This window comes from Alloalcanivorax profundimaris, assembly GCF_015265435.1.
Classification (GTDB): domain Bacteria; phylum Pseudomonadota; class Gammaproteobacteria; order Pseudomonadales; family Alcanivoracaceae; genus Alloalcanivorax; species Alloalcanivorax profundimaris.
This window is the reverse complement of record NZ_JABJWH010000036.1, coordinates 110,822-132,913: the sequence shown is the minus strand read 5'-3', so window position 1 is coordinate 132,913 and position 22,092 is coordinate 110,822. Positions and strand designations below refer to the sequence as shown.

The following is a 22,092-nucleotide window of genomic DNA, read 5'->3' as shown; positions in this document are numbered from 1 at the left end:
ACGCTGCCCGGACCGGGCCGTCAGCGTATAATCGATTCTCCGCCGACTCACGGCCGGCCGGCGCCGGGAGAATATAAGGACAGCGCTGGCGGCTGCGCAGTGACGATTTTCAGGGGCACCATGGCGAACCCGGGTTCCGAGCAAAAACGCTATTTCATCGAGCACCTCTCGGTGCTGTTGGTCGTGGCGGGGCTGTGCGTGCTCCTGTCGATCAGCGGCGCGCTTTCCTTCTTTAACCGTTATGTCTACGACAGCATGATGGAGTGGCTGCCCATGGAGCCCTCCGGTGACGTGCTGATCGTCGGCATCGACGAGTACAGCCTGCGCGAGATTGGCCGCTGGCCCTGGGACCGGCGGGTGCACGCGGAGCTGCTCGATCAGCTCCACGAGCAGGGCGCGCGGGCCATTCTCATGGACCTGATTCTCTCCGAGCCGGACCGGGCCCGCCCGGAATCCGACCAGGCCCTGGTGGACGCCATCAAGAACGCCGGCAACGTCTATCTGCCGGTGCACGTGGAGCAGTTGCGCTCCGGCGGGCAGCTCACCGAGGTGCTGCCCCACGCCTCCTTCGCCCGCGCCGCCAAGGGCCTGGGCCATGTGGATCTGGAGCTGGATGGCGACGGGGTCGCCCGGTCGGTGTACATGCGCTCGGGGATCGGCCAGCCCTGGTGGCCGCACATTACCCAGGCGCTGCTGGAAGGCGAGGGGCTGCTGTCCCCGGACCGCTACCCGGCGGGAGACGGTGAAGGTTTTTCCGGGCTCGCCAATGTGCGCAAGTACCCGCGCTACATTCCTTTCGTGGGGCCCGCCGGCACCTACCCTCAGGTGTCCGCCGTGGACGTGCTCGAAGGCCGGGTGCCGGATCAGCTGATCAAGGATCAGTTCGTGCTGATCGGCGCCACCGCCGCCGGGCTCGGCGACGTGCTCCCCACGCCCCTGGCCGGCCAGGGCGAGCTGATGGCCGGGGTGGAAATCAACGCCAATATCTTCGACGCCCTGCGCCGTGGCCAACTGATCCAGGGTCTGTCGTCGGTGCCTACCCTGCTGCTGGGGGTGCTGCTGGCGCTGATCACGCCCCTGCTGCTGCCGCTGGTGCTGCCGCGCTGGAGCATTCCCCTGGTGCTCGCCTCCCTGGGCCTGACCCTGGCGGTCTGCTACGGGCTGCTGGCGTTGTTCGGGCTGTGGTTCGCGCCGGCGGCGGCGCTGCTCTCGGCGATCGTCGCCTACCCGCTGTGGACCTGGCGGCGCCTGGAATATTCCATGGCCTATATGCGCAACGCCCTGGCGCGGCTGGCGGAGTACAGCGACCTGAACCGCCGCCTTACCGAGCCGGCGCCCATGTCGCGGATGCTGCGCATGCTCGATCAGGTGCTGCCGGTGCGCGCCTGGCGGCTGCAGACACAAGGTGGCGCTCCGGTGTCCGGTGGCGAGCAGCTGGCGCCGGTGGATTGGCGCGGGCAGCTCGCACGCCGTTACCCGTTCCGCCACGAAGGCAAACGCTACGAGCTGTCCGTGGCCTGGCGCCAGGGCCTGGACGCCGACACCTACGATTACTGGATTCGCGCGATGCTGGCCCGCACCGAGGCCCCCGGCCGCTCTGGCGGGCCGCGCTACGAGGTGATCGAGAAGCACGTGGAGAAGCTTCGCAACGAAGAGCAGCGTCAGCAGACGCTGACCCGTTTCTTTCAGGTGGGCCTGGCGCAGATGAGCGAGGGCGTGCTGATCTGCGACGCCTGCGGCGGGGTGGTGTTCATCAATCCCCAGGCTGCCTACCTGCTGAGCCTGGAAGGGGTTGGCCAGGACACCCTGGGGCTGGCGGACATCGGCCGCGAGCTGGAATTCAGTGGCGAGCGCCAGTGGGTGGACCTGGTGCAGACGGTGCTGGCCGACGGCCGGGTGCAGAAGGAATGCCGCAACCGGCGCGGCATGGATTTGTACCTGGATATGATCCTGGTGCACGCCGGCGACCAGCCCGGGCGCATGTTGATCATCAGCCTCAAGGACATTTCCGACGTCAAGCAGGCGATGCGCACCCGCACCGAGATGCTCGACTTCCTGTCCCACGATCTGCGTTCGCCGATGGTTTCGGTGCTGGCGCTGATCGGCAAGATGCGCCACGGCGAGGACGGCGAGCGCCTGCGTGAGTTCCTGGACAACGTGGAGCACTACGCCCAGCGCAACCTGAACATCGCCGAGCAGTTCCTGCAGCTGGCCCGGGTGGAATCCGAGGAAGCGGTGGAAATGATCGAGCAGGACATGCTCGACGTGGTGGAGTCCGCCGTGGACCAGGTGCAGATCCAGGCCCAGTCCCGGGACATCGGCCTGCGCTTCGAATACAACGAGGACGAGGACGTCTGGGTGCGGGGCAACAACGAGCTGCTCGAGCGGCTGGTGGTGAACCTGCTCACCAACGCCGTGAAGTACAGCCACGAAAGCGGCACCGTGGACGTGCGGCTCTTCGCCGCCGAGGATCGGGTGGTGTGCCAGGTCCGCGACCAGGGGGTGGGCATCCCGGAGGCCTTCCAGGAGCGCCTGTTCGAGCGCTTCAGCCGTGCCAGCAGCAGTGGTGGCGCCCGCACCCGGGGCGCCGGCCTGGGCCTGCGCTTCGTCAAGGTGGTCACCGAGCGTCACGGCGGCGACATCACCGTGCAGAGCGAGCCCGGCGAGGGCAGTTGCTTCACCCTGTCGTTACCGCGCATCCAGGTGGACCACCTGTAGCGGCCCTTTTTCCCCGTGTTCTCTACGGGTATAATCCGGCGGCCCCCGGGGCAAGTCGCAGCTATCAGAGGTGTCATTGTGAAAAAACTGCTGTCAGCCAGCCTGGTTCTCCTGGCCACCCTTTTTGCCGGAACCGCCGTGGCGGCCGAGAATTCCTCCTACCCGCTGGGTCAGCGTTCCATTTTCAGTGACCGCGCCACCGCCGAGCGCCTGCAGCCGGTGGGCAGTGTCTGCGTCGAGGGCGAGGAATGCGGCGCCCAGGTGGCCGCCGCCGAGGAAGGCTCCGGGGAGCCGCGTTCCGGGGAACAGGTCTACAACAGCGGCTGTGCCGCCTGCCACGCCAGCGGTGCCGCCGGCGCGCCCAAGCTGGGCGACGCCGCCGCCTGGGCGCCGCGCATCGACAAGGGCATGGAGACCCTGGTCAAGCACGCCTACGAAGGCTTCAACGCCATGCCGGCCAAGGGCATGTGCGCCGATTGCTCCGAGGAAGAGATTCACGCCGCCGTGGAATACATCGTCGGCCAGAGCAAGTAAGAGTGCGCGTCGCCGGCTCCCTGGCACTGGCGCTGGCCCTGACCGGCTGCGGTGACCCGGAGCCGGCCCGTGACGCCGGCGCCGAGCGCGCCGAACCCCGCCCTCCGGCGGCCATCTACGGTCGCTACTGCGTCAATTGCCACGGCCGTGGCATGGCGGGCGCCCCCCGGGTCGGGCCGGAATACCGGCTGCACTGGTCCCATGAGGTCGAGGAAGAAGGCTTCGAGCACCTGGTGAAGGTCGCCATCGAGGGCCAGATGGGAATGCCGCCCCGTGGCACCTGCTTCGACTGCACCGACGAAGAGCTGGAAGCCACCGTCATCTATATGCTCAAGCAGAGCGGCGCCCAATAACCGGGTCTAATCCAGAAGAGCCTTCAGGTTGGCGATGCTGTTTTCCGCCACCCGGTCCTCCGCTTCCTCATCCTTCTCGAACCCCTCGCCGATGCGCACCAGGTCGTCCAGCGGCAGTTCTTCCAGGAACCGGCTGGCGATGGTGTCCACCCGCTCGCCGTACTGCTTGCGGGTCAGCGCCTGGGTCAGCGCCAGGCTCTCCCGGGCCCGGGTGATGCCCACGTACATCAGGCGCCGCTCCTCGACGATGTTGTCGTCCTCGATGCTGGCCCGGTGGGGCAGCAGCTCCTCCTCCACGCCCATCATGTAGACATGGGGGAACTCCAGGCCCTTGGAGGCGTGCAGGGTCATCAGCTGAACGCGGTCGGAGTCGTCTTCCTCTTCCTGCTGCTCGAGCATGTCCATCAGCACCAGCTTGCTGATCACCGCTTCCAGGTCGGAGGCGCCGTCGTCCTCCTCTTCCTGTTTTTCCAGCATGCGCTGGATGTTGCGCACCAACTGCCAGACGTTCTCCATGCGCTTCTCGCCGATGCGCGGGCTGGAGGCGTTCTGCATCACCCAGCCCTCGTAGTCCATTTCGGTGATCAGCTCGTGGATCGCCTGCAGGCTGTTGTGGCCGAAGCAGGCGCGGCGCTTCTCATCCAGCCACTGCTTGATGGCGCGCAGTTTCTCGGCGGCCTTGCCGGGCATCACCTCGCCCAGGGCGAAGTCGTCACAGACGTGGTACAGGCCCTGGTCCCGTTTCGCCGCCCAGCCGGCCAGTTTTTCCAGGGTGGCCGGGCCGATCTCCCGGCGCGGCGTGTTGATCACGCGCAGGAAGGCGTTGTCGTCGTCCGGATTGACCAGCAGCCGCAGGTAGCACATCAGATCCTTGATCTCGCCGCGGCCGAAGAAACTGGTGCCGCCGGACACCTTGTAAGGAATCTGCAGGGACTGCAGCTTCATCTCCAGGATCCGGGACTGGAAGTTGCCCCGGTAGAGCACCGCGAAATCCTTCCATTGCTGCCGGTTCTGCAGGCGACGATGGAAGATGTCGCCGGCGATCCAGTCGGTTTCCGCGTCCTCGTCGCGCAGGGCGGCGATGCGGATCGCCTCGCCGTAGCCGTGGTCCGACCACAGGCTCTTCTCGAACACATGGGGGTTGTTGGCGATCACGGTGTTGGCGGCCTTGAGGATGCGGCCGGTGGAGCGGTAGTTCTGCTCCAGCTTGACCACGCGCAACGCCGGCCAGTCCTCCTGCAGCCGCGCCAGGTTTTCCGGGCGCGCGCCGCGCCAGGCGTAGATCGACTGGTCGTCGTCGCCGACCACGGTGAAGCGGCCCTCCGGCTGGGTCAGCATGCGCACCAGCTCGTACTGGGCGCCGTTGGTGTCCTGGTATTCGTCCACCAGCAGGTACTGGATGCGATGGCGCCACTTGTCGAGAATGCGCGGCTGCTCGCGGAACAGCTGGGCGGGCAGCAGAATCAGGTCGTCGAAGTCCACCGCGTTGCAGGCCCGCAGCATGCGGCTGTAGCCCTCGTAGGCCATGGCCGCGCGCAGGTCGGCGGCCTCCTCGGCGCGGCTGGCCGCTTCCTGGGGCAGGATCAGTTCGTTCTTCCAGTCGGAGATGCGCTTTTGCACCGCGTCGACGGCGTTCAGGTCCTGCTCGGACTCGCCCTGGCGCAGGATCTCCTTGAGGATTTCCTTGCTGTCGGTCTGGTCGAGGATCGAGAAGCCCCGGCGCAGGCCGCTGGCGGTGAGCTCCTGCTTGAGGATGCGCAGCCCCAGGTTGTGGAAGGTGGAGACGATCAGGCCCCGGGTCTGCCCGCGTTCCACCAGGCTTTGCACCCGTTCCTTCATTTCCCGGGCGGCCTTGTTGGTGAAGGTCACCGCCGCGATGCGGCGGGCCGGCACGCCCTTTTCCTGGATCAGCCAGGCGATCTTGCGGGTGATCACGCTGGTCTTGCCCGACCCCGCCCCGGCCAGTACCAGCAGGGGGCCATCGGTGTACAGGACGGCTTCCTGTTGACGGGGATTCAGGGTGGACATAGGACTCCGGCGGATCAGGATCGGAAAAGGCGTATCATACCAGCGAATCGCTACCCCGTAGCAGGGATCGTTCGACGAGGAGCCCATGAGGCTGGACCGTTTTCTGGCGCTGCACACCGCCCTGGGCCGGCGCGGCGCCCGCCTTGCCCTGGCTTCCGGCCGGGTCACCCTGGCCGGGACCACCGTCACCGACGGCCAGTGCCCGGTGGACGACTTCAGCCCGGTGGCCCTGGACGGCGTCTGCCTGCGCCGCCGCCGTCCGCGCTATTTGATGCTGCACAAGCCGGCGGGCTGCGTGAGCGCCACCCGGGACCCGGTGCACCCCACGGTGCTGGATCTGATCGACGGGCCCGCCGAGGCCAAGGCGGATCTGCATCTGGCCGGTCGGCTGGACTTCAACTCCACCGGCCTGCTGCTGCTCACCAACGACGGCCGCTGGTCCCGGCGCGTCACCGAGCCCGGCGCCGGCCGCGCCAAGGTCTACCATGTGCGCACCGAGGACCCCATCGGCGCCGATTACGCGGCGGTGTTCCAGCGCGGTCTGTATTTTCGCTACGAAGGGCTGACCACCCGGCCCGCCGGGCTGGAGATCCTCGGTGAGCGGGAGGCCCGGGTGACCTTGAGCGAGGGGCGCTACCACCACATCAAGCGGCTGTTCGGCCACTTCAACAACCGGGTGGTGGCGCTGCACCGGGAGCGTGTCGGCGCCATCGTCCTCGATCCGGACCTGGCGCCGGGCCGCTATCGCCCGCTCACCGAGGCGGAGATCGCCGGTTAACTCCAGCGCTCGAACAGGGCGCGCAGGTGGGCCGTGCCGAGCCGGTCGAGGGTGGCGATGTTGCGCTCGGGGATCGCCTCGGCGTCCGGGTAGTCGGCCAGGGCCCGTTCCAGGCTGTCCTCGCGAAGAATGTGCAGGATCGGGTAGGGGGCGCGGTTGCTGTAGTTCTCCGCGTCGTCCGGGGTGGTGCCGGCGAACTGATAGCGCGGATGAAAGCTGGCCACCTGGTAGACGCCGCCACCGCCGTGCTCGGCCAGCAGGGCGTCCACCGGGTCGAGAAAGTCGTTGTAGTCCAGGAAGTCCGCCAACGCCCAGGGCGTGATCAGCAGCGTGGTCTCCACCGCCGGGTCGTGATCCAGGTGGGTCAGCTCCCGGCTCAGATCGGCCAGCACCGCCTCCGGCTCCCGGGCCTCGCTGACCGCCAGCCGGATGCGGCCCTGATCGTAGGGCCTACGGGCGAAGGGGCACAGTTTCAGGCCCAGCACCGCGCCTTCCAGCCAGGCCAGGGTGCGTTGATCCACGGCGCTCAAGCGGAATCGCTCCGGCTATTGTCTCCGTCCGCGCGGATCACATCGCCCTCGCGGAGCACGCCGGAATCGAGGATCTCGGCGCGCAGGCCTCCCCGGTCCATCAGGCCGCGAATCACCTCGGTGGGGCTTAAACCCGGCCGCGCCAGCAGCTGCCCCACCACCGCGCAGGGCTCGCACAGTTCAATGCCGCGCAGGCGTACGCCGCCGACCTGGAATTCCCGCCCCTCCAGGGCGTTCAGGTCGATGCCCTCGGTGACCAGATTGCGGCGCAGGGCGCCGGCTTCCACGTCCAGGCCGTATTCCCGGTTGAAGGCCGCCACGCGCTCGCTTTCGATCAGGGTGATCTGCTCCGCCGGTGGCGTGTCGCGCTTATAGCGGCGGTCGCCGACGATGCCACGGCCGGCTTCCACTTTCACCGCCGGGTGGCGGCTTACCGGGCCGCGCTTCTCGGTGGCGATGTACAGGGCTTGAACGGTGGCCATGGCGCCCCTCCCGGGCAATACGACGAAGACGGCCAATGGTACGTCAGCGCGGGTCGCTTTGCAGTGCCGGGCCGTGCGCGCGCCAAAACGGGCCTGTCATTTTCGGACAACGCCGAGAACGGTTGTATCCTTGCCGTCATGGAAACCTATGACGCGGGTCTCAATGACCTCACCGGCGACCGCACGCCGATCCCGGTGAACTATGTGCGTAACCTGCTGGAACTGATCCAGGAATCCGGCCTGGATACCGGCCGCCTGCTGGCCCGGGTGGGGCTGGACCGGGAGGCCGTGTACAGCGCCGAGCCGGCGCTGCGGTTCGATCAGTTTCGCCGCGTCATGGAGGGCGCGCGCTCACTCAGCGGCGATCCCGCCATCGGGCTGGCCCTGGGCCGGCAGCTCACCGTCAACGCCCACGGCCTGCTCGGCTACGCGGCGATCAGCAGCGCGGATCTGGGCGAGGCCCTGGAGCTGCTGGAGCGTTACTTCCGCACCCGCACCCGGCTGTGCCTGCCCCGCCTGCGGGCGCAACCGCGCTGGGTGCGCTTCTGCCTCGCCGAGCCCTACGATCTGGGCGACATCCGCGAGCCCTACCTGGAGGTGGTCACCGCCGCCCTGGTGGGCGGCCTGCGCTATCTGCTCGGTGACCGTTTCCGCGGCGCCACCCTGGAACTGCCCTATCCGGCGCCGCCCCACGCGGCACGCTACACCGAGGTGCTCGGCATGCCGGTGACCTTCGGCAAGCCGGTGGCGGCGCTGCGGTTCCCGGCGCGGCTGATGAACGAGCGCTTCGCCCTGGCCGATCCCGCTTCCCGCAGCATGGCGGCGCGGCGTTGCGAGGAGGAACTGCGGCGCCTGGAAATCGACCAGGACTGGGCCTCCCGGGTGCGCTCCCGGCTGATGCAGGCGGAGGGCATGCTGCCCAGTCTTGAGCAGCTGGCCGGCAGCTTTCATCTCACCTCCCGCACCCTGCGCCGCCACCTGGCCGCCCTGGGCGTGAGCTACCGCAATCTGCTCGAGGAAGTGCGCATGGCCCGGGCGGTGCGTTACCTGGCCGCCAACCACCCGGTGCAGAAGGTGGCCGACCTGCTCGGCTACGCCGACCCCAGCAACTTCACCCGCGCCTTCCGCCGCTGGACCGGCCACCCGCCCAGCTACTACCGGGCCGGCGATTACCGGGACTGACGTTTTCCCCGCCGCGCCGCGCAGCCATGGGCGGTGTTTTCCGTTACAGTAAAGCCCTTTGACCTTACCGCCCTTCGAAGGCGATGGCAGAGGAGAATCCCATGACCGACTCCCGTTTCGATATCACCGGCAAACGGATCCTGATCACCGGCGCGTCCAGCGGCTTCGGCGCCCACTTCGCCCGGGAACTGGCCGAGCGCGGCGCCGACCTGGTGCTGGCCGCCCGTCGCGTGGAGAAACTCCAGGAAACCGCCGAGGCGGTGCGCGCCGAGGGCCGCGACGCCGTGGTGGTGCCGCTGGATGTGTCCGACCACGCCAGCGTGGAAAAGGCATTCGCGGAAATGCCGGCCCTGGACGTGGTGATCAACAACGCCGGCATCACCCGGGAAGGCGGCCTGGACACCCTGGAAGAAGACGATTGGAACGCGGTCATCGACACCAACCTGAACGGCGTCTGGGCGGTGAGCAAATTCGCCATCCGGCAATGGCGCCGCGACGGCCGGCCCGGCAACATCATCAATATCGCCTCCATCCTCGGCCTGCGGGTGGGCGCGCTGCTGTCGCCCTACACCGTCTCCAAGGCCGGCGTGGTGCAGCTCACCAAATCCATCGCCCTGGACTACGCGCGCCATGGGATCCGCTGCAACGCCATCTGCCCGGGCTACGTGGAAACCGACATCAACCGGGACTTCTTCGCCGGCCCCCACGGCGAGAAATTGATCAAGCGCATCCCCTACCGCCGGCTCGGCCAGATTGATGAGCTCATGGGGCCCCTGTTGCTGCTGGCTTCGGACGCTTCCTCCTACATGAGCGGCACCGCCATTCCGGTGGACGGCGCCCACCTCTGCAACAGTCTCTGAGGCGCGGTTTGGCCTACCTGTTTCCGCTCGCCGCGGTGATGCTGTGGTCGGGCAACAATGTGGTCAACAAGCTGGTCGCGGGTGTGTTGCACCCGGCGGAGATCGGCTTTTACCGCTGGCTGCTGGCCGGCGCGCTGCTCACCCCGGTGATGCTGCGGCCGCTGTGGCGGCAGCGCCACGCCATCCGCCCCTGGCTGTGGCACAACGTGGTGCTCGGCATCCTCGGCATGGTCGCCTACCAGACCCTGGCCTATTACGCCGGCATTTCCACCAGCGCCACCAACATGGGCATCATCCTGTCGCTGATGCCGCTGCTCGCGTTGTTGCTGTCGGCGTTGCTGCTCGGCCAGCCGCTCACGGCGGGCGCGGTTACCGGCGCGTTGATCTCCCTGGCCGGGGTGATCGTGGTGGTGTCCTCCGGGGATCCCGCCGCGCTGCTTCGCCAGGGCGTTAACCTGGGCGATCTGCTGATGTTGCTGGCGACCCTGTCCTACGCGGTCTACGGCGTGCTGCTGAAACGCTGGCGGCCGGATTTGCCCGCGCTCACCCTGCTTTACCTGCAGGTGCTGGTGGGCATCGTGGTGCTGTTGCCGCTGATGCTGCTGTCGCCGCGCCAGGGGCTCAGCGGCGAGGCGCTGCCGTTGATCGCCTACGCCGGCATCGCCGCGTCCATCGCCGCGCCCTGGCTGTGGATGAACGGCATCACCCGGCTCGATCCCAGCCGTGTCAGCCTGTTCTTCAACCTGGTGCCACTGTTCACCGCCGCCATCGCCGCCGTGGTGCTGCGCGAGCAGCTCACCTGGGCGCACCTGTTCGGCGGCCTGCTGACCCTGGCCGGGGTGATGCTGGCGGAGCTGTGGCGGCGCCTCAGTCCGGCTCGCTCTCCCGATAGCTGAGCGCCTCGCGCAGATGGGCCCGTTCCACCGCCTCGGCGCCGGCCAGGTCGGCGATGGTGCGCGCCACCCGCAGGCTGCGGTGCAGGCCCCGGGCGGACAGATCGAGCCGTTCCATGACGCCGCGCAGCCAGGCCCGGTGCGCGCGCAGGCCGGCGTTCAGGGCGCCCGGCGGCAGGTCCCGGTTGAGGCAGCCCTGGCGCCGCCATTGCCGCTCCCGGGCCGCCGCCACCCTGGGCCGCACGGCGGCGCTGGGTTCGCCGTCGCCCTCGGCGAGCAGGGTGCCCGGGTCCACCGGCGGCACCGTCAGATGCAGGTCGATGCGGTCCAGCAGCGGGCCGGACAGCCGCTGGCGGTAGCGCCGTGCCTTGTCGCAGCGGTAACCGCAGCCCTTGTCCGGGTCGTCCAGGTAGCCACAGGGGCAGGGGTTCATGGCCGCCACCAACTGAAAGCGGGCCGGGAAGCGCAATTGCTCGGCGGTGCGGGCGATGTGCACCTCGCCGGTTTCCAGGGGCTCGCGCAGCACTTCCAGCACCTGGCGGCCGAATTCCGGCAACTCGTCCAGGAACAGCACGCCCTGGTGGGCCAGGGAGATTTCCCCAGGTCGCGGGCGCCCGCCGCCGCCCACCAGGGCGGTGGCGGAAATGGTGTGGTGCGGGCTGCGGTAGGGCCGGGTCAGGAACGCCGACGCCGGCCGCGCCGAGCGCAATGAATGCACCGCCGCCACCTCCAGGGCCTGGTCCCGGGTGAGCGCTGGCAGCAGCCCGGGCAGGCGCGCCGCCAGCAGGCTCTTGCCGGCGCCGGGCGGGCCGCACAGCAGCAGTGAATGGCCGCCGGCGGCGGCGATCTCCAGCACCCGCTTGCCGGCCGGTTGGCCGCGCACGTCGCCCAGGCAGGGCAGGGCGTCCGGGGGCGTGGCCGCCACCGCCGGCGGTGGGTGCGGGGGCAGCGGCTCGGCGCCGCGCAGGTGCGCGCACAGGGCCGCCAGGCTGGCCGGTGCCAGGGTGCGGGCCCCGGCCAGGGCCGCCTCGTCGGCGTTATCCGGTGGCACCACCAGGGTGTGGCCGGTGCGCGCGCAGGCCAGGGCCGCCGGCAGCAGCGCCGGCACCGGGTTGAGCCGGCCGCTCAGCGCCAGCTCGCCGATGAATTCCAGTTTGCCGGTGTCCACCCGCCCCAGCTGGCCGCTCGCCAGCAGGATGCCCAGGGCGATGGGCAGATCGAAGCGGCCGCCATCCTTGGGCAGGTCCGCCGGCGCCAGGTTCACGGTGATGCGCCGCTGGGGGAAATCGAAGCCGGCGTTGACCAGGGCCGAGCGCACCCGGTCGCGGCTTTCCCGCACGGCGGTGTCCGGCAGGCCGACGATGGTGAAGCCGGGCAGGCCCGGCGCCAGGTGGGTTTCCACGCGCACCGGCACGGCGTCCACGCCCCGGGCGGCGCGGCTGTTCAGGCTGGTGATGTTCATGGCCGCAGCATAGCGGCGCCGGCCGGGACCGCGCGTACGAGATCCGCCCGGATCGGCGTGCGCCGATGGCGCCGGTTTCGGTAAGCCTGTTTCTTGGAGGTTTCTTCCCGTGGCGGCCAGACGCGCTTTGGCCGGTCCCGCTGGGCGCGGGGCTCGTTCAGGGTGTGTCGTCTTCTCCGGTGGCCCGTTCCAGTGCCGCCACTTCCTTCTCCAGGGCGTCCAGTTTGGCGCGGGTGCGCTCCAGTACCTGGCGCTGCACCTCGAATTCTTCCCGGCTGACCAGATCCAGGCGCGTCAGGGTTTCATTGAGGACCGCGCGCACGCTGTGCTCCACGTCCTGGCGCAGGCGACCCAGGTCACCGGGCAGATGGCGGCTGATGTCGGCCATCAGTCGGTCGATAAAGGCTTGGCTTTGCATGGCCGGAGGCTCCACTATTTCGGCATCGGGCGAATCGGCGTCCGATGGTAGCACGGGCGCTCCGGCGTCGAGCACCGTAACGGCGTGCACCGTTTTGGGTTGTGGTCCAAAGTGGTGCACTATAATGCCGCAAATGACCCGGCAGGACGCCAGGAACTGAGTTCTAACCCCCTGAGATTGCGTGACTTTTTAAAACTGGCATGGGTCGTGCACTAAACGGGCTAGAGCGTTCGAACGAGTGGATGGATCGGGAACCAAAGCGGGGCCTGAAACCCAACGAACGTCAACGGACGCGGTATAAGCGTTTGAAGGAGATAGAAATGAAACTGGTTACAGCCATTATCAAGCCGTTCAAATTGGACGACGTGCGCGAAGCACTGTCCGAGATCGGCGTTCAGGGCATCACCGTCACCGAGGTGAAGGGCTTTGGGCGTCAGAAAGGCCACACCGAACTGTACCGCGGCGCGGAATACGTAGTGGATTTCCTGCCCAAGGTGAAGATCGAAGTGGCGATCGCGGAAGCCAGCCTGGATCAAGTGATCGAAGCCATCACCAAGGCGGCCAACACCGGGAAGATTGGCGACGGCAAGATTTTCGTCACCACCCTGGAGCAGGCCATTCGCATCCGCACCGGCGAGACCGGCGAGGACGCGATCTAAGTTTCAAAGCAACGTGTAATACGACCCATGCCAAGGTCCTGATCACGCTTCCAATTTCTCGGAGGGTTGCAACGTGGAAAATCAAATTTTCGAACTTCAGTACGCCATCGACACCTTTTATTTTCTGGTGTGTGGCGCACTGGTAATGTGGATGGCCGCCGGCTTCGCCATGCTCGAGGCGGGTCTGGTTCGCGCCAAGAACACCACTGAGATTCTCACCAAGAACGTGGCGTTGTTCGCCATTGCCTGCATTATGTACCTGGTCTGCGGTTACGCGATCATGTACGACGGCGGCATCTTCTTGAGCGGCATCGAAGCCTTCGATCTGGCCGGCGTGCTGGCCGATTCCTCGGAAGCCGGCTTCGACGGCGGTTCCGTGTACTCCGCCGCGTCCGACTTCTTCTTCCAGGTGGTGTTCGTGGCCACCGCCATGTCCATCGTCTCCGGCGCCGTGGCCGAGCGCATGAAGCTGTGGGCCTTCCTGGCCTTCGCCGTGGTCATGACCGGTTTCATCTACCCGATGGAAGGCGCCTGGACCTGGAACGGTGCCGACGTGTTCGGTATGTACAACCTGGGCGACCTGGGCTTCTCCGACTTCGCCGGTTCCGGCATCGTGCACATGGCCGGTGCGTCCGCCGCCCTGGCCGGCGTGCTGCTGCTCGGTCCGCGTAAAGGCAAGTACGGCGCCAATGGCGAGATCCACGCTATCCCCGGCTCCAATTTGCCGCTGGCGACCCTGGGTACCTTCATCCTGTGGATGGGCTGGTTCGGCTTCAACGGCGGTTCCGTGCTGAAGCTGGGCGACGCCGCCAACGCGCACTCCGTGGCCATGGTGTTCCTGAACACCAACACCGCCGCCGCCGGTGGCGCCATCGCCGCTCTGATCGTGGGCCGCTTCCTGTTCGGCAAGGCCGACCTGACCATGCTCCTCAACGGTGCCCTGGCCGGCCTGGTGACCATCACCGCCGAGCCCTCCACCCCGACCGCGCTGACCGCCACTCTGTTCGGTGCCCTGGGCGGCGTGCTGGTGGTGTTCAGCATCGTGGCCCTGGACAAGATGAAGATCGACGATCCGGTCGGTGCCATCTCCGTGCACGGTGTCGTGGGTCTGCTGGGTCTGCTGCTGGTACCGCTCACCAACGACGGTTCCACCTTCACCGGCCAGATCGTCGGCGCCATCACCATCTTCGTCTGGGTGTTCGTGGCCAGCCTGATCGTGTGGGCCATCCTCAAGGCGGTGATCGGCATCCGTGTCTCCGAAGAAGACGAGTACGAAGGCATGGACCTGGTCGACTGCGGCATGGAAGCTTACCCGGAATTCGTGAAAAGCTGATTCTGTTTCCTTCCTTGGAACAACCTTGGGCGCCTTCGGGCGCCCTTTTTTGTGACCACCATCCCTGGCGGTCACCCTTCGGGCCGTCGCTTCGCGACGTCAAAAACCGCTCCCGGCGATTTTTTGCGCTCTTTTACCCCCTGGTTACGTTCCGTGCCTGGAGTGGCCGGAGCGGGCTGCTAGAGTGAACACATGTCCAATTCATTCTCCCGGTCCTCCGGTGCGGCGGTGGTGTGCCACGACTGCGCCCTGCGTCTGGCGCGGCCGGACGCCGATCGTGGCCATTGGTTCTGCCCGCGCTGCGGTGCCCGCCTGGGCTCGCAGCACCGCCTGCGCGCCCAGGCGGTGCTGGCCCTGGCGGCCACCGCCCTGGTGCTGTGGGCGCCGGCGGTGACTCTGCCGCTGGTGTACGTGGAGCAGTTCGGCGCTTCCGGTTCGGTGTCCGTGACCTCCAGCGCCGCCGCCTTGCTGGACGACCGCTACGGCCTGGTGGCGGCGGTGGTGTTGGGCACCCTGGTGCTGATGCCGGCGGCGCAGATGATCGCCCTGCTGGTGGCCATGGCCCGGCTGCACGCCGGCGGCCGGCCCCGGCGCTGGCTGTGGTGGTACCGCCAGGGCCGGGAATGGGCGATGCCGGAAATTTTCCTGCTCGGCGCCCTGATCGCCACCACCGAACTGGGCGAGAGCGCCAGCCTGCGCCTGGGCGCCGGTTTGTTCTGCCTGCTGGGCCTGGTGGTGGCGCGCTGGGTGGCCGAGGGGCTGGCGGACCCGGCGGTGCTGGACCGCGTTCTCGAACAACGTGACGCGGAGGCCGGCGATGCGGCCCGCGTCTAGGCGGCTGACCGCCTGGGCCCTGCTGGCCGCGGCGGCGGTCTGGCTGGTGCCCGCCAATCTGCTGCCGATCATGACCTTCGAGAGCATCGGCCGCGAACAGTCCGGCACCATCGCCGACGGCGTGGTGCGGCTGGTGCACTCCGGCATGCCGGTGCTGGCCCTGGTGGTGTTCACCGCCAGCCTGCTGATTCCGATTCTCAAGATCCTGGTGCTGACGGTGGTGTACTGGCGGACCCCGGCGCATCCGTCGCCACGCACGGCGATCCGCGCCTACCGGCTGGTTTACTGGATCGGCCGCTGGTCGATGCTGGACGTGTTCGTGGTGGCCTTGCTGGCCGGGCTGATGCGTTTTGGCAAGCTGGCCACCGCCAGCCCGGAACCGGGCATCACCGCCTTCGCGCTGGCGGTGGTGCTGACCATGCTGTCCGCGCACGTTTTTTCCACTTCGCAACTCTGGGAACCCGACCATGGAAACGGTGCAAACCCGTAGCAGCCGCTGGCCCTCGCCGATCTGGCTGGTGCCGCTGATCAGTATCGTGCTGGCCGGCTGGCTGCTGTATCAGGAATTCCTCAGCAGCGATCGCCAGGTGGTGATCACCTTCGCCAACGGCGGTGGCCTGAAAACCGGCGTGCCGGTGAAATACCGGGGCGTGCCGGTGGGCAAGGTGGACGAGATCCGCCTCAGCGACGATCTCAAGCAGGTGGAGGTGCACGCCAGCCTCAACCAGGACGCCAAGGAGCTGGCCCGGGAAAACAGCCGCTTCTGGGTCGTGGAACCGGAAATCGGCGTGGCCGGCGCGCGCAACCTGGATACCCTGGTGGAAGGCAAGTACATCGCCGTGAAGCCCGGCGACGGTGAGCCGGCCAGCCGCTTCAAGGGGTTGTCGGCGCCGCCGGAGCAGCAGCCGGAATCCGGCCTCAAGCTGACCCTGGTGGCGGACACCCTGGGCTCGCTCAAGCAGGGGCGAAAGGTGTTTTATCGGGATCTGCCGGTGGGCACCATCGGCGAGAGCAAACTGGCCCGGGATGCCCGCCACGTGGAGATCGAGGTGGTCATCCAGCCGCGCTACGCCAAGCTGGTGCGCACCAATTCCCGGTTCTGGAACAGCTCCGGGCTGGACGTGGATTTCGGTCTGTTCAGCGGCGCCGACATTCGCGCCAGTTCGGTGGAGAACCTGCTGCGCGGCGGCGTCAGCTTCGCTACTCCGGACGAGGCCGGCTCCCTGGCCGGCGCCGGGCGCCGCTTCGAGCTCAACAAGGAGCCCGAGGACGAATGGCTGGAATGGGCGCCGGTGCTGGGCTGGCGGTAGCGGTTCAGGTCATCCGCCGTACCCAGGACAGCGGCAGGACGCGCATGGCCAGCCCCAGCGGGCGCCATGGCCAGGACGGCACGAACGCCTTGGCCGGTTCCCGCTCGATGGCGGCCACCAGAGCCTTGCAGCCGGTTTCCGTGTCGACGATGAACGGCGCCTTCTCCACCTTCTCGTTGATCTCGGAGCGGATGTAGCCCGGGTAGATGGTGCTCACCTTGATCGGCTTGCCCAGCATCTCCATGCGCAGGCCTTCCGCCAGGCTGGCCACGCCGGCCTTGGTGGCGGCGTAGGTGTTGATGTTCTTGCGCATGCCGCGCAGGGCGCTCATCGACGACATCATCACCAGGTGGCCGTCGTTCTGGGCACGGAAGATCTCCATGGCCGCCTCGCACTGGGCCAGGGCCGCCACGAAATTGGTCTCGGCGGTTTGCCGGTTGGCGTGGAAAGCGCCGGTGCCCAGGGGCTGGCCCTTGCCCAGGCCGGCGTTGACGATGATGCGGTCCAGATGGCCCATTTCTTCCTGGAAAGCGTGGAAGACCTGGAACACCTGATCGTAGTCGTTCACGTCCAGGGGCTTGATGCGCACCGTGATGGACGGATTGATGCCTTCCAGCTCCGCCTTCAGGGCTTCCAGCCGATCCAGGCGGCGGGCGCACAGCGCCAGATCGCGGCCCTGGGCGGCGAACAGCCGGGCCATGCCGGCGCCCAGGCCGGAGCTGGCGCCGGTGATCAGGATGTTGTCGCGGGTGGTCATGGGGGGTCCTTGGCGTCGGCGGTTACCGGTAGGTAAGCAAATCGCCGCTCAGATGCAAATGTTCATTGAGGGTGGCCAGACGCAGACGCCCGGTGTTGACCAGCAGGCGGGTGACGCTGGTGTTCACCAGCCCGCGATTGAAGGTGATCAGCGCTTCGTCGTCCAGTTCCAGCAGATGCTGAATGGCGACGCTGATGGCGCCGCCGGAGGTGAACACCAGGGCGCTGTCGCCCCTTTCCAGGCCGTTGGCCAGACTGTACAGCGACGCCAGCACCCGCTCGCGGAACGCCGGCCAGGTTTCCGGGTAGTCGTCGCCGCCGCGCTGCCAGCGCCGCAGCGCCTCCTCGAAGCGCGCCTGGAAGGCCCGCCGCGGTTGCGGCTGTTCGCTCATCCAGCGGGTCAGGACTTCCCGGTCCTGGGACTCCGGCCAGTGCACCCGCATCAGGCTCTGGTGATCGTATTCGTTGAAGCCGCCATCGGTGTGCCACTCCACCGGCAGGTTGAGGGCCCCCAGGGCGGCCTCGGCGGTTTCCCGGTGGCGCTGCATGGCACCGCACAGTACCCGTGGCGCGCCCAGATTCTGCTCGCGAAGATGCCGGCCCAGCACCCGGCTTTGCTCCCAGCCGTGCTCGGACAGGGCGTCGTAGTTTTCGGCGCCGAAGCTGGCCTGGCCATGGCGAATCAGATAAATGACGGGCATGAGAGCTCCTGGACACTGCTTGACCTCATGCTAGGGAGCGGTTTTGAATAAATCGAATGAATCTTGAAAATAATCGCGGATAAATTGGATGCATGTATCGCGCTTCGACCTGAACCTGTTCGTGGTCTTCGACGCCATCTACACCGAGGGCTCCCTGACCCGGGCGGCGCGGGTCCTCAATCTCACCCAACCGGCGGTCAGTCACGCCCTGGGGCGCCTGCGCGAGCGGCTCGACGACCCGCTGTTCGTGCGCCAGGGCGCGCGCATGGTGCCCACCAGCCGGGCCCGCGCCATGGTCACGCCGGTGCGTCACGCTCTCGGCGGTTTGCAGCGCTGCCTCAGCGACGAGGGTGGCTTCGACGTGGCGGAAGCCGAGCGCACCTTCGTGCTGGGGCTGCGCGATGGCCTGGAGGGCTGCATGCTTCCGCCGTTGATCGCCGGCCTGGTGGACGAAGCGCCCGGCGTGAAACTGCAGTCGATGACCGTGCCGCGCCGGCAACTGGCCACCGAGCTGGCCAGCGGGCGCCTGGATCTGGCCGCCGATATTCTGCTGCCGCTGCCGGAGTCCATCGAGCACCGGCCGGTGGTCAGTGGCCCCCTGGTGGTGATGATGCGCGCCGGTCACCCACTGGCCGGGCGGCTTGATCTGCCCGCCTATCTGGCCGCTCAACACGTGCTGGTTTCCTCGCGCCGGGAAGGGCCCGGTATGGAGGATTTCGGCCTCTCGCGGCTCGGTTATCGCCGTAACATACGGTTACGTTGCCAGCATCACATGGCCGCGCTGGCCACGGTGATGGGGTCGGATCTTTTACTGACGCTGCCCGGTCTGCTGGCGCGGCGGCTGGCGCCCCCGGGCAGCCATCTGGAGCCGCTGCCCGCGGACGTGCCCGGCCTGGAACTGCACCTGTATTGGCACCGTGACCAGAGTGCCGACCCGGGCCACTCCTGGTTGCGCCAGCGGGTCATGGCCATGCTGGCCGAGCAGCAGGCCCTGCAAAGCTGATCATAAAATATACGTACCTTCCGATGCGCCTCGGTCACGCCTTCGCCGTATTGCGTGGCCCGCCCCTCCGGCGCAGGATCAAATTGTGATATGTGTCACACTTTGGTTGTGCAAAAAATGAGTAAGAAATCCCGGGGGGGACCCAAAATGGGCTTGTTCAAAGAACTGGCATTGGTGGACTGGAATACGGTGGGGCGTCGCGCCGTACTCATTCTGATTCTTGGCGTGGTGGCCTGCGCGTTGGCGGTGATGGTGGGCGGCTGACGTCGCCGCCGGTTTCCGGCACGGGCAACAGGGGATCCGTGAACGCCGGGTTCTGACGCACGCGAACGTCGCGGGGGGCGACCGGTTCGCCGCAGGCGTCACAGGTGAGCCTGGCTTCCAGGCGGTGCCCGCATGTCCGGTGCTCGTGGAGCAGCGGCGCCCCACGTTTGTCCGCCAAATAACGATCACCCCATTGCACCAGGTGCACGATCACCGGGTGCAGCGCCCGCCCCATGTCCGTGAGCCGGTATTCCTCGCGACGGGGGCGCTCCTGATAGGCCGCTTTTTCCAGCACGCCCTGGTCGACCAGCTTGCGCAGCCGGTCACTGAGGACGTGCCGGGTGACGCCCAGGCGTTCCTGGAAATGGTCGAAGCGGCGGACCCCGAGAAAACAGTCGCGCAGCACCATCAGCGTCCAGCGATCGCCGATCACGGCCAGGGCGCGGGCCAGTGAACAGGGTTCTTGGTCCAGGTGTTGCCAGCGCACGTCGTCTCCTGCTTTTGGGCGGGCCCACAGTTTAGCGGTTTGACAGGTTCCAAAAAAGAACCCAGTATTTGGCGAGTCAGTGGGTTCCAAAATGGAACCCATGCCCGATATTTCGATCGCGAGGACAAAGCCAATGAGTCAGGCCGCCATGCTGGTGATCGGCGCCGGCGACGCCACCGGCGGCGCCATCGCCCGCCGCTTCGCCCGAGAGGGGTACACCGCCTGCGTCACCCGGCGCCGCGAGGCGTCCTTGGCGCCGCTGGTTGACGAGATTGAAGCCGCCGGCGGGCGCGCCCGGGCGTTCGGTTGCGACGCTCGTGACGAGGACGCGATGGTGGCCCTGTTCAATACCGTGGAAGCGGAAGTGGGGCCGGTGGAGGTGGTGGTCTTCAACATCGGCGCCAACGTGAACTTTCCCATTCGTGATACCACCGCCCGGGTCTACCGCAAGGTTTGGGAAATGGCCGCCTTTGCCGGCTTCCTGGCCGGCCGGGAGGCGGCTCGGGTGATGGTGCCCCGGCAAAAAGGGACGCTGATTTTCACCGGGGCCACCGCTTCCTTGCGCGGCGGCGCCGGTTTCAGCGCCTTCGCTGGCGCCAAGTTCGCGTTGCGGGCCCTGGCCCAGAGTCTGGCTCGCGAGCTGGGGCCGGAAGGCATCCATGTGGCCCATCCGGTGATCGACGGCGCCATCGACACCGCCTTTATCCGCGACAATTTTCCCGACCGTTATGCCCTCAAGGACCGTGACGGCATCCTCGATCCGGAACACATCGCCGACCAGTACTGGATGCTGCATCGCCAGCCCCGGGACGCCTGGACCCACGAGCTGGATCTGCGGCCCTGGATGGAAACCTTCTGACTTCGCCGATACGAGGCCCGATCATGACCGACACCCTGGAATTCTTCTTCGACGTGGGCAGCCCCGCCTCCTACCTGGCCTGGACGCAACTGCCGGCCCTCGCCGAGCGTACCGGCGCCGTGCTCCGCTACCGGCCTATGCTGCTGGGCGGCGTTTTCAAGGCCACCGGCAACGCCTCGCCGGCGGCGGTACCGGCCAAGGGCCGTTATACACACCATGACATGCAGCGCTTCGCGCGCCGCTACGGCGTCACCCTGACCATGAACCCGCACTTCCCGGTCAATACGTTGATGGGCATGCGGCTGGCCACGGCGGCGCTCGACACGGAACACCGGGACGCCATGCTGACCGCGCTGTTCGAGGGGATGTGGCGCCGGGAGCGGGATCTGGCCGATCCGGCGGTGCTGGCGGCGACCCTGTCGGAGGCCGGCCTGGACGCGGAGCACTGGGCGGCCCTTGCCCAGGACGCCGGGGTGAAGGAGGCGCTCAAGGCCACCACCGAGGAGGCGGTGGCGCGCGGCGTGTTTGGCGCGCCCACCTTCTTCGTCGGCGAGGAGATGTACTTCGGCCAGGACCGGCTGGATTTCGTCGAGGCGCACCTGAGCGGCGAGCCGGCGTGACCCGCGCCGGGCATGATCGCGGCTGAAGCCGCTCCTGCCGTGGGCTTTGGCACGAACGCCACCGGAACGCGATGGGAGCGGCTTCAGCCGCGATATCTTTCGCGTCAGTCGAAATCCGCCAGGGCGTCGCTCATGAACGGCGGCAGCACCAGCGCCGCCTTGTGAATGTCGGCGCTGTAGTACTTGGTGGCGAAACCCTTGCCGGTGGCGTCGCTTTGGCGGAATTCACCCACGTCGTGGCCCTTGCCGGCCAGGGTGCAGCTCCACCAGCCACTGGGATAGACCGGCTGCGGGAACGGCAGGGTGCGGGTATGGCTGAAGCCCGCCTCGCGCATGTTGGCGTGCAGGTCGCGGATGATGGTGTCGCTGTGCAGCAGCGGTGATTCGGACTGCTGCACCAGCACGCCGCCCTCGGCCAGGGCGCGGTGACAGTGCTCGAAGAACTCCGCCTTGAACAGCCCCTCCGCCGGGCCCACCGGGTCGGTGGAATCGACGATGATCACGTCGAAGCGGCCTTCCTCGCACTCCTGCATGAACTTGACGCCGTCCTCGAAGCGCAGCTCCGCGCGCGGGTCGTCGTTGGACTGGCACAGCTCCGGGAAGTACTTCTCGGAAAAGCGGGTCACCTGCTCGTCGATGTCGATCTGGATCGCCTTGGCCACGCCGTCGTGGCGCAGCACCTCGCGCAGGGTGCCGCAGTCGCCGCCGCCGATGATCAGCACGCTGGTGGCGCCGGCGTGGCTGAACAGGGCCGGGTGGGCCATCATCTCGTGGTAGAGGAAGTTGTCCCGCGTGGTGAGCATGGTGGCCCCGTCGATGGTCATCAGGTAGCCGAAGGTGTCGGTGTCCCACATCTCGATGTGCTGGTAGGGCGTCCTGGCCTCTTCCAGCTTGCGCTTGAGGCGCAGGCCGAAGGCGGTGCCGGCGGAGTCGAAATGCTCGATGAACCAGTTGTCGTCTTGGGTAGCCATAGCGGGAATCCACTGCATGAAAGGGAAACGGGGTACAAGCGTCGGCATTGTAAGGCG

24 protein-coding genes are annotated in these 22,092 nt (G+C 67.4%); 15 read left to right on the top strand and 9 right to left on the bottom strand.

All coding sequences use genetic code 11. The annotated features are described in order from the left end of the window. The first annotated feature begins 120 nt into the window (after positions 1 to 120). From HMJ39_RS15235 to HMJ39_RS15225, 3 genes are all read left to right on the top strand, one after another. On the top strand, positions 121 to 2,718 hold the full coding sequence (locus HMJ39_RS15235; RefSeq protein ID WP_194297943.1) for a CHASE2 domain-containing protein: 2,598 nt from the start codon (positions 121 to 123) through the stop codon (positions 2,716 to 2,718). Positions 2,719 to 2,856: 138 nt separating this feature from the next. Next, positions 2,857 to 3,252 carry a c-type cytochrome gene (locus HMJ39_RS15230; RefSeq protein ID WP_256244468.1) on the top strand — a complete coding sequence of 132 codons (396 nt, stop codon included), beginning with the start codon at positions 2,857 to 2,859 and terminating at the stop codon, positions 3,250 to 3,252. A 2-nt stretch (positions 3,253 to 3,254) separates the two neighbouring features. Continuing rightward, positions 3,255 to 3,605 carry a c-type cytochrome gene (locus HMJ39_RS15225; protein ID WP_256244469.1) on the top strand — a complete coding sequence of 117 codons (351 nt, stop codon included), beginning with the start codon at positions 3,255 to 3,257 and terminating at the stop codon, positions 3,603 to 3,605. A gap of 6 nt (positions 3,606 to 3,611) precedes the next feature. On the opposite strand, the gene rep is transcribed toward HMJ39_RS15225, so the two are convergent. Continuing rightward, positions 3,612 to 5,633, bottom strand: coding sequence for a DNA helicase Rep (rep, locus tag HMJ39_RS15220; protein ID WP_161382912.1), 2,022 nt, complete (start codon positions 5,631 to 5,633; stop codon positions 3,612 to 3,614). A gap of 85 nt (positions 5,634 to 5,718) precedes the next feature. Here rep and HMJ39_RS15215 point away from each other — a divergent pair, with 85 nt between their 5' ends. Then, on the top strand, positions 5,719 to 6,411 hold the full coding sequence (locus tag HMJ39_RS15215; RefSeq protein WP_194297941.1) for a pseudouridine synthase: 693 nt from the start codon (positions 5,719 to 5,721) through the stop codon (positions 6,409 to 6,411). On the opposite strand, the gene HMJ39_RS15210 is transcribed toward HMJ39_RS15215, so the two are convergent. Next, entirely contained in the window at positions 6,408 to 6,932 is a 525-nt protein-coding gene (locus HMJ39_RS15210; RefSeq protein ID WP_323370926.1) for a DUF1415 domain-containing protein, read from the bottom strand. The genes HMJ39_RS15215 and HMJ39_RS15210 overlap by 4 nt on opposite strands. Positions 6,933 to 6,937: 5 nt before the next feature. Then, on the bottom strand, positions 6,938 to 7,423 hold the full coding sequence (locus HMJ39_RS15205) for an MOSC domain-containing protein (protein ID WP_194297939.1): 486 nt from the start codon (positions 7,421 to 7,423) through the stop codon (positions 6,938 to 6,940). Between the two features lie 138 nt (positions 7,424 to 7,561). Here HMJ39_RS15205 and HMJ39_RS15200 point away from each other — a divergent pair, with 138 nt between their 5' ends. From HMJ39_RS15200 to HMJ39_RS15190, 3 genes are all read left to right on the top strand, one after another. Then, positions 7,562 to 8,605: an AraC family transcriptional regulator gene (locus HMJ39_RS15200; RefSeq protein WP_194297938.1), complete on the top strand. Its 1,044-nt coding sequence runs from the start codon at positions 7,562 to 7,564 to the stop codon at positions 8,603 to 8,605. Positions 8,606 to 8,706: 101 nt separating this feature from the next. Further along, complete coding sequence (locus HMJ39_RS15195) at positions 8,707 to 9,465, top strand: SDR family NAD(P)-dependent oxidoreductase (RefSeq protein ID WP_161382917.1); 759 nt, start codon at positions 8,707 to 8,709, stop codon at positions 9,463 to 9,465. Between the two features lie 8 nt (positions 9,466 to 9,473). Beyond that, positions 9,474 to 10,361 (top strand): DMT family transporter, encoded by an 888-nt coding sequence (locus HMJ39_RS15190; RefSeq protein ID WP_194297937.1) that lies wholly within the window; start codon positions 9,474 to 9,476, stop codon positions 10,359 to 10,361. Here HMJ39_RS15190 and HMJ39_RS15185 read toward each other — a convergent pair. After that, positions 10,333 to 11,820 (bottom strand): YifB family Mg chelatase-like AAA ATPase, encoded by a 1,488-nt coding sequence (locus HMJ39_RS15185; RefSeq protein WP_194297936.1) that lies wholly within the window; start codon positions 11,818 to 11,820, stop codon positions 10,333 to 10,335. The two genes, HMJ39_RS15190 and HMJ39_RS15185, sit on opposite strands and share 29 nt — an antisense overlap. A 157-nt stretch (positions 11,821 to 11,977) precedes the next feature. After that, positions 11,978 to 12,238, bottom strand: a complete 261-nt coding sequence (locus HMJ39_RS15180) for an accessory factor UbiK family protein (protein ID WP_194297935.1) — start codon at positions 12,236 to 12,238, stop codon at positions 11,978 to 11,980. A gap of 320 nt (positions 12,239 to 12,558) precedes the next feature. Between HMJ39_RS15180 and glnK the strand changes: the two genes are divergently transcribed. The 5 genes from glnK to HMJ39_RS15155 all read left to right on the top strand — a co-directional run bounded on the left by glnK (position 12,559) and on the right by HMJ39_RS15155 (position 16,374). Continuing rightward, a complete protein-coding gene (glnK, locus tag HMJ39_RS15175; protein WP_067612559.1) occupies positions 12,559 to 12,897 on the top strand; it encodes a P-II family nitrogen regulator in 339 nt (112 codons plus the stop codon). Positions 12,898 to 12,970: 73 nt separating this feature from the next. Next, positions 12,971 to 14,230: an ammonium transporter gene (locus tag HMJ39_RS15170; RefSeq protein WP_194297934.1), complete on the top strand. Its 1,260-nt coding sequence runs from the start codon at positions 12,971 to 12,973 to the stop codon at positions 14,228 to 14,230. A 192-nt stretch (positions 14,231 to 14,422) separates the two neighbouring features. Further along, positions 14,423 to 15,064: a paraquat-inducible protein A gene (locus tag HMJ39_RS15165; protein WP_194297933.1), complete on the top strand. Its 642-nt coding sequence runs from the start codon at positions 14,423 to 14,425 to the stop codon at positions 15,062 to 15,064. Beyond that, entirely contained in the window at positions 15,048 to 15,554 is a 507-nt protein-coding gene (locus HMJ39_RS15160) for a paraquat-inducible protein A (protein WP_194297932.1), read from the top strand. Before HMJ39_RS15165 ends, HMJ39_RS15160 begins: the two co-directional genes overlap by 17 nt. Next, entirely contained in the window at positions 15,532 to 16,374 is an 843-nt protein-coding gene (locus HMJ39_RS15155) for a PqiB family protein (protein ID WP_194297931.1), read from the top strand. The genes HMJ39_RS15160 and HMJ39_RS15155 overlap by 23 nt, the downstream gene beginning before the upstream one ends. 4 nt (positions 16,375 to 16,378) lie before the next feature. Here HMJ39_RS15155 and HMJ39_RS15150 read toward each other — a convergent pair whose 3' ends face one another. Together HMJ39_RS15150 and HMJ39_RS15145 are read right to left on the bottom strand one after the other, a co-directional pair. Next, positions 16,379 to 17,131, bottom strand: a complete 753-nt coding sequence (locus HMJ39_RS15150; protein WP_194297930.1) for an SDR family oxidoreductase — start codon at positions 17,129 to 17,131, stop codon at positions 16,379 to 16,381. Positions 17,132 to 17,153: 22 nt separating this feature from the next. Further along, on the bottom strand, positions 17,154 to 17,831 hold the full coding sequence (locus HMJ39_RS15145; RefSeq protein WP_194297929.1) for a histidine phosphatase family protein: 678 nt from the start codon (positions 17,829 to 17,831) through the stop codon (positions 17,154 to 17,156). 88 nt (positions 17,832 to 17,919) lie between these two features. Here HMJ39_RS15145 and HMJ39_RS15140 point away from each other — a divergent pair, with 88 nt between their 5' ends. Beyond that, positions 17,920 to 18,834 carry a LysR family transcriptional regulator gene (locus HMJ39_RS15140; RefSeq protein WP_194297928.1) on the top strand — a complete coding sequence of 305 codons (915 nt, stop codon included), beginning with the start codon at positions 17,920 to 17,922 and terminating at the stop codon, positions 18,832 to 18,834. Positions 18,835 to 19,042: 208 nt separating this feature from the next. On the opposite strand, the gene HMJ39_RS15135 is transcribed toward HMJ39_RS15140, so the two are convergent. Beyond that, positions 19,043 to 19,585 carry a winged helix-turn-helix transcriptional regulator gene (locus HMJ39_RS15135; protein ID WP_194297927.1) on the bottom strand — a complete coding sequence of 181 codons (543 nt, stop codon included), beginning with the start codon at positions 19,583 to 19,585 and terminating at the stop codon, positions 19,043 to 19,045. A gap of 133 nt (positions 19,586 to 19,718) precedes the next feature. Here HMJ39_RS15135 and HMJ39_RS15130 point away from each other — a divergent pair, with 133 nt between their 5' ends. Both HMJ39_RS15130 and HMJ39_RS15125 read left to right on the top strand, forming a co-directional pair. Then, positions 19,719 to 20,444: an SDR family oxidoreductase gene (locus HMJ39_RS15130; protein ID WP_194297926.1), complete on the top strand. Its 726-nt coding sequence runs from the start codon at positions 19,719 to 19,721 to the stop codon at positions 20,442 to 20,444. 23 nt (positions 20,445 to 20,467) lie between these two features. Then, a complete protein-coding gene (locus HMJ39_RS15125) occupies positions 20,468 to 21,064 on the top strand; it encodes a 2-hydroxychromene-2-carboxylate isomerase (protein ID WP_194297925.1) in 597 nt (198 codons plus the stop codon). 104 nt (positions 21,065 to 21,168) lie between these two features. Here HMJ39_RS15125 and speE read toward each other — a convergent pair whose 3' ends face one another. Then, positions 21,169 to 22,035, bottom strand: a complete 867-nt coding sequence (gene speE, locus HMJ39_RS15120) for a polyamine aminopropyltransferase (protein WP_194297924.1) — start codon at positions 22,033 to 22,035, stop codon at positions 21,169 to 21,171. Between the last annotated feature and the right edge of the window lie 57 nt (positions 22,036 to 22,092).

Bases quoted from the DNA above. Each gene is read 5' to 3' on its own strand.
- HMJ39_RS15235 (WP_194297943.1), top strand. From the start codon at position 121: ATGGCGAACCCGGGTTCCGAGCAAAAACGCTATTTCATCGAGCACCTC.
- rep (WP_161382912.1), bottom strand. From the start codon at position 5,633: ATGTCCACCCTGAATCCCCGTCAACAGGAAGCCGTCCTGTACACCGAT.
- HMJ39_RS15215 (WP_194297941.1), top strand. From the start codon at position 5,719: ATGAGGCTGGACCGTTTTCTGGCGCTGCACACCGCCCTGGGCCGGCGC.
- HMJ39_RS15205 (WP_194297939.1), bottom strand. From the start codon at position 7,423: ATGGCCACCGTTCAAGCCCTGTACATCGCCACCGAGAAGCGCGGCCCG.
- HMJ39_RS15200 (WP_194297938.1), top strand. From the start codon at position 7,562: ATGGAAACCTATGACGCGGGTCTCAATGACCTCACCGGCGACCGCACG.
- HMJ39_RS15195 (WP_161382917.1), top strand. From the start codon at position 8,707: ATGACCGACTCCCGTTTCGATATCACCGGCAAACGGATCCTGATCACC.
- HMJ39_RS15185 (WP_194297936.1), bottom strand. From the start codon at position 11,820: ATGAACATCACCAGCCTGAACAGCCGCGCCGCCCGGGGCGTGGACGCC.
- HMJ39_RS15180 (WP_194297935.1), bottom strand. From the start codon at position 12,238: ATGCAAAGCCAAGCCTTTATCGACCGACTGATGGCCGACATCAGCCGC.
- glnK (WP_067612559.1), top strand. From the start codon at position 12,559: ATGAAACTGGTTACAGCCATTATCAAGCCGTTCAAATTGGACGACGTG.
- HMJ39_RS15165 (WP_194297933.1), top strand. From the start codon at position 14,423: ATGTCCAATTCATTCTCCCGGTCCTCCGGTGCGGCGGTGGTGTGCCAC.
- HMJ39_RS15160 (WP_194297932.1), top strand. From the start codon at position 15,048: ATGCGGCCCGCGTCTAGGCGGCTGACCGCCTGGGCCCTGCTGGCCGCG.
- HMJ39_RS15155 (WP_194297931.1), top strand. From the start codon at position 15,532: ATGGAAACGGTGCAAACCCGTAGCAGCCGCTGGCCCTCGCCGATCTGG.
- HMJ39_RS15150 (WP_194297930.1), bottom strand. From the start codon at position 17,131: ATGACCACCCGCGACAACATCCTGATCACCGGCGCCAGCTCCGGCCTG.
- HMJ39_RS15145 (WP_194297929.1), bottom strand. From the start codon at position 17,831: ATGCCCGTCATTTATCTGATTCGCCATGGCCAGGCCAGCTTCGGCGCC.
- HMJ39_RS15140 (WP_194297928.1), top strand. From the start codon at position 17,920: ATGCATGTATCGCGCTTCGACCTGAACCTGTTCGTGGTCTTCGACGCC.
- HMJ39_RS15130 (WP_194297926.1), top strand. From the start codon at position 19,719: ATGAGTCAGGCCGCCATGCTGGTGATCGGCGCCGGCGACGCCACCGGC.
- HMJ39_RS15125 (WP_194297925.1), top strand. From the start codon at position 20,468: ATGACCGACACCCTGGAATTCTTCTTCGACGTGGGCAGCCCCGCCTCC.
- speE (WP_194297924.1), bottom strand. From the start codon at position 22,035: ATGGCTACCCAAGACGACAACTGGTTCATCGAGCATTTCGACTCCGCC.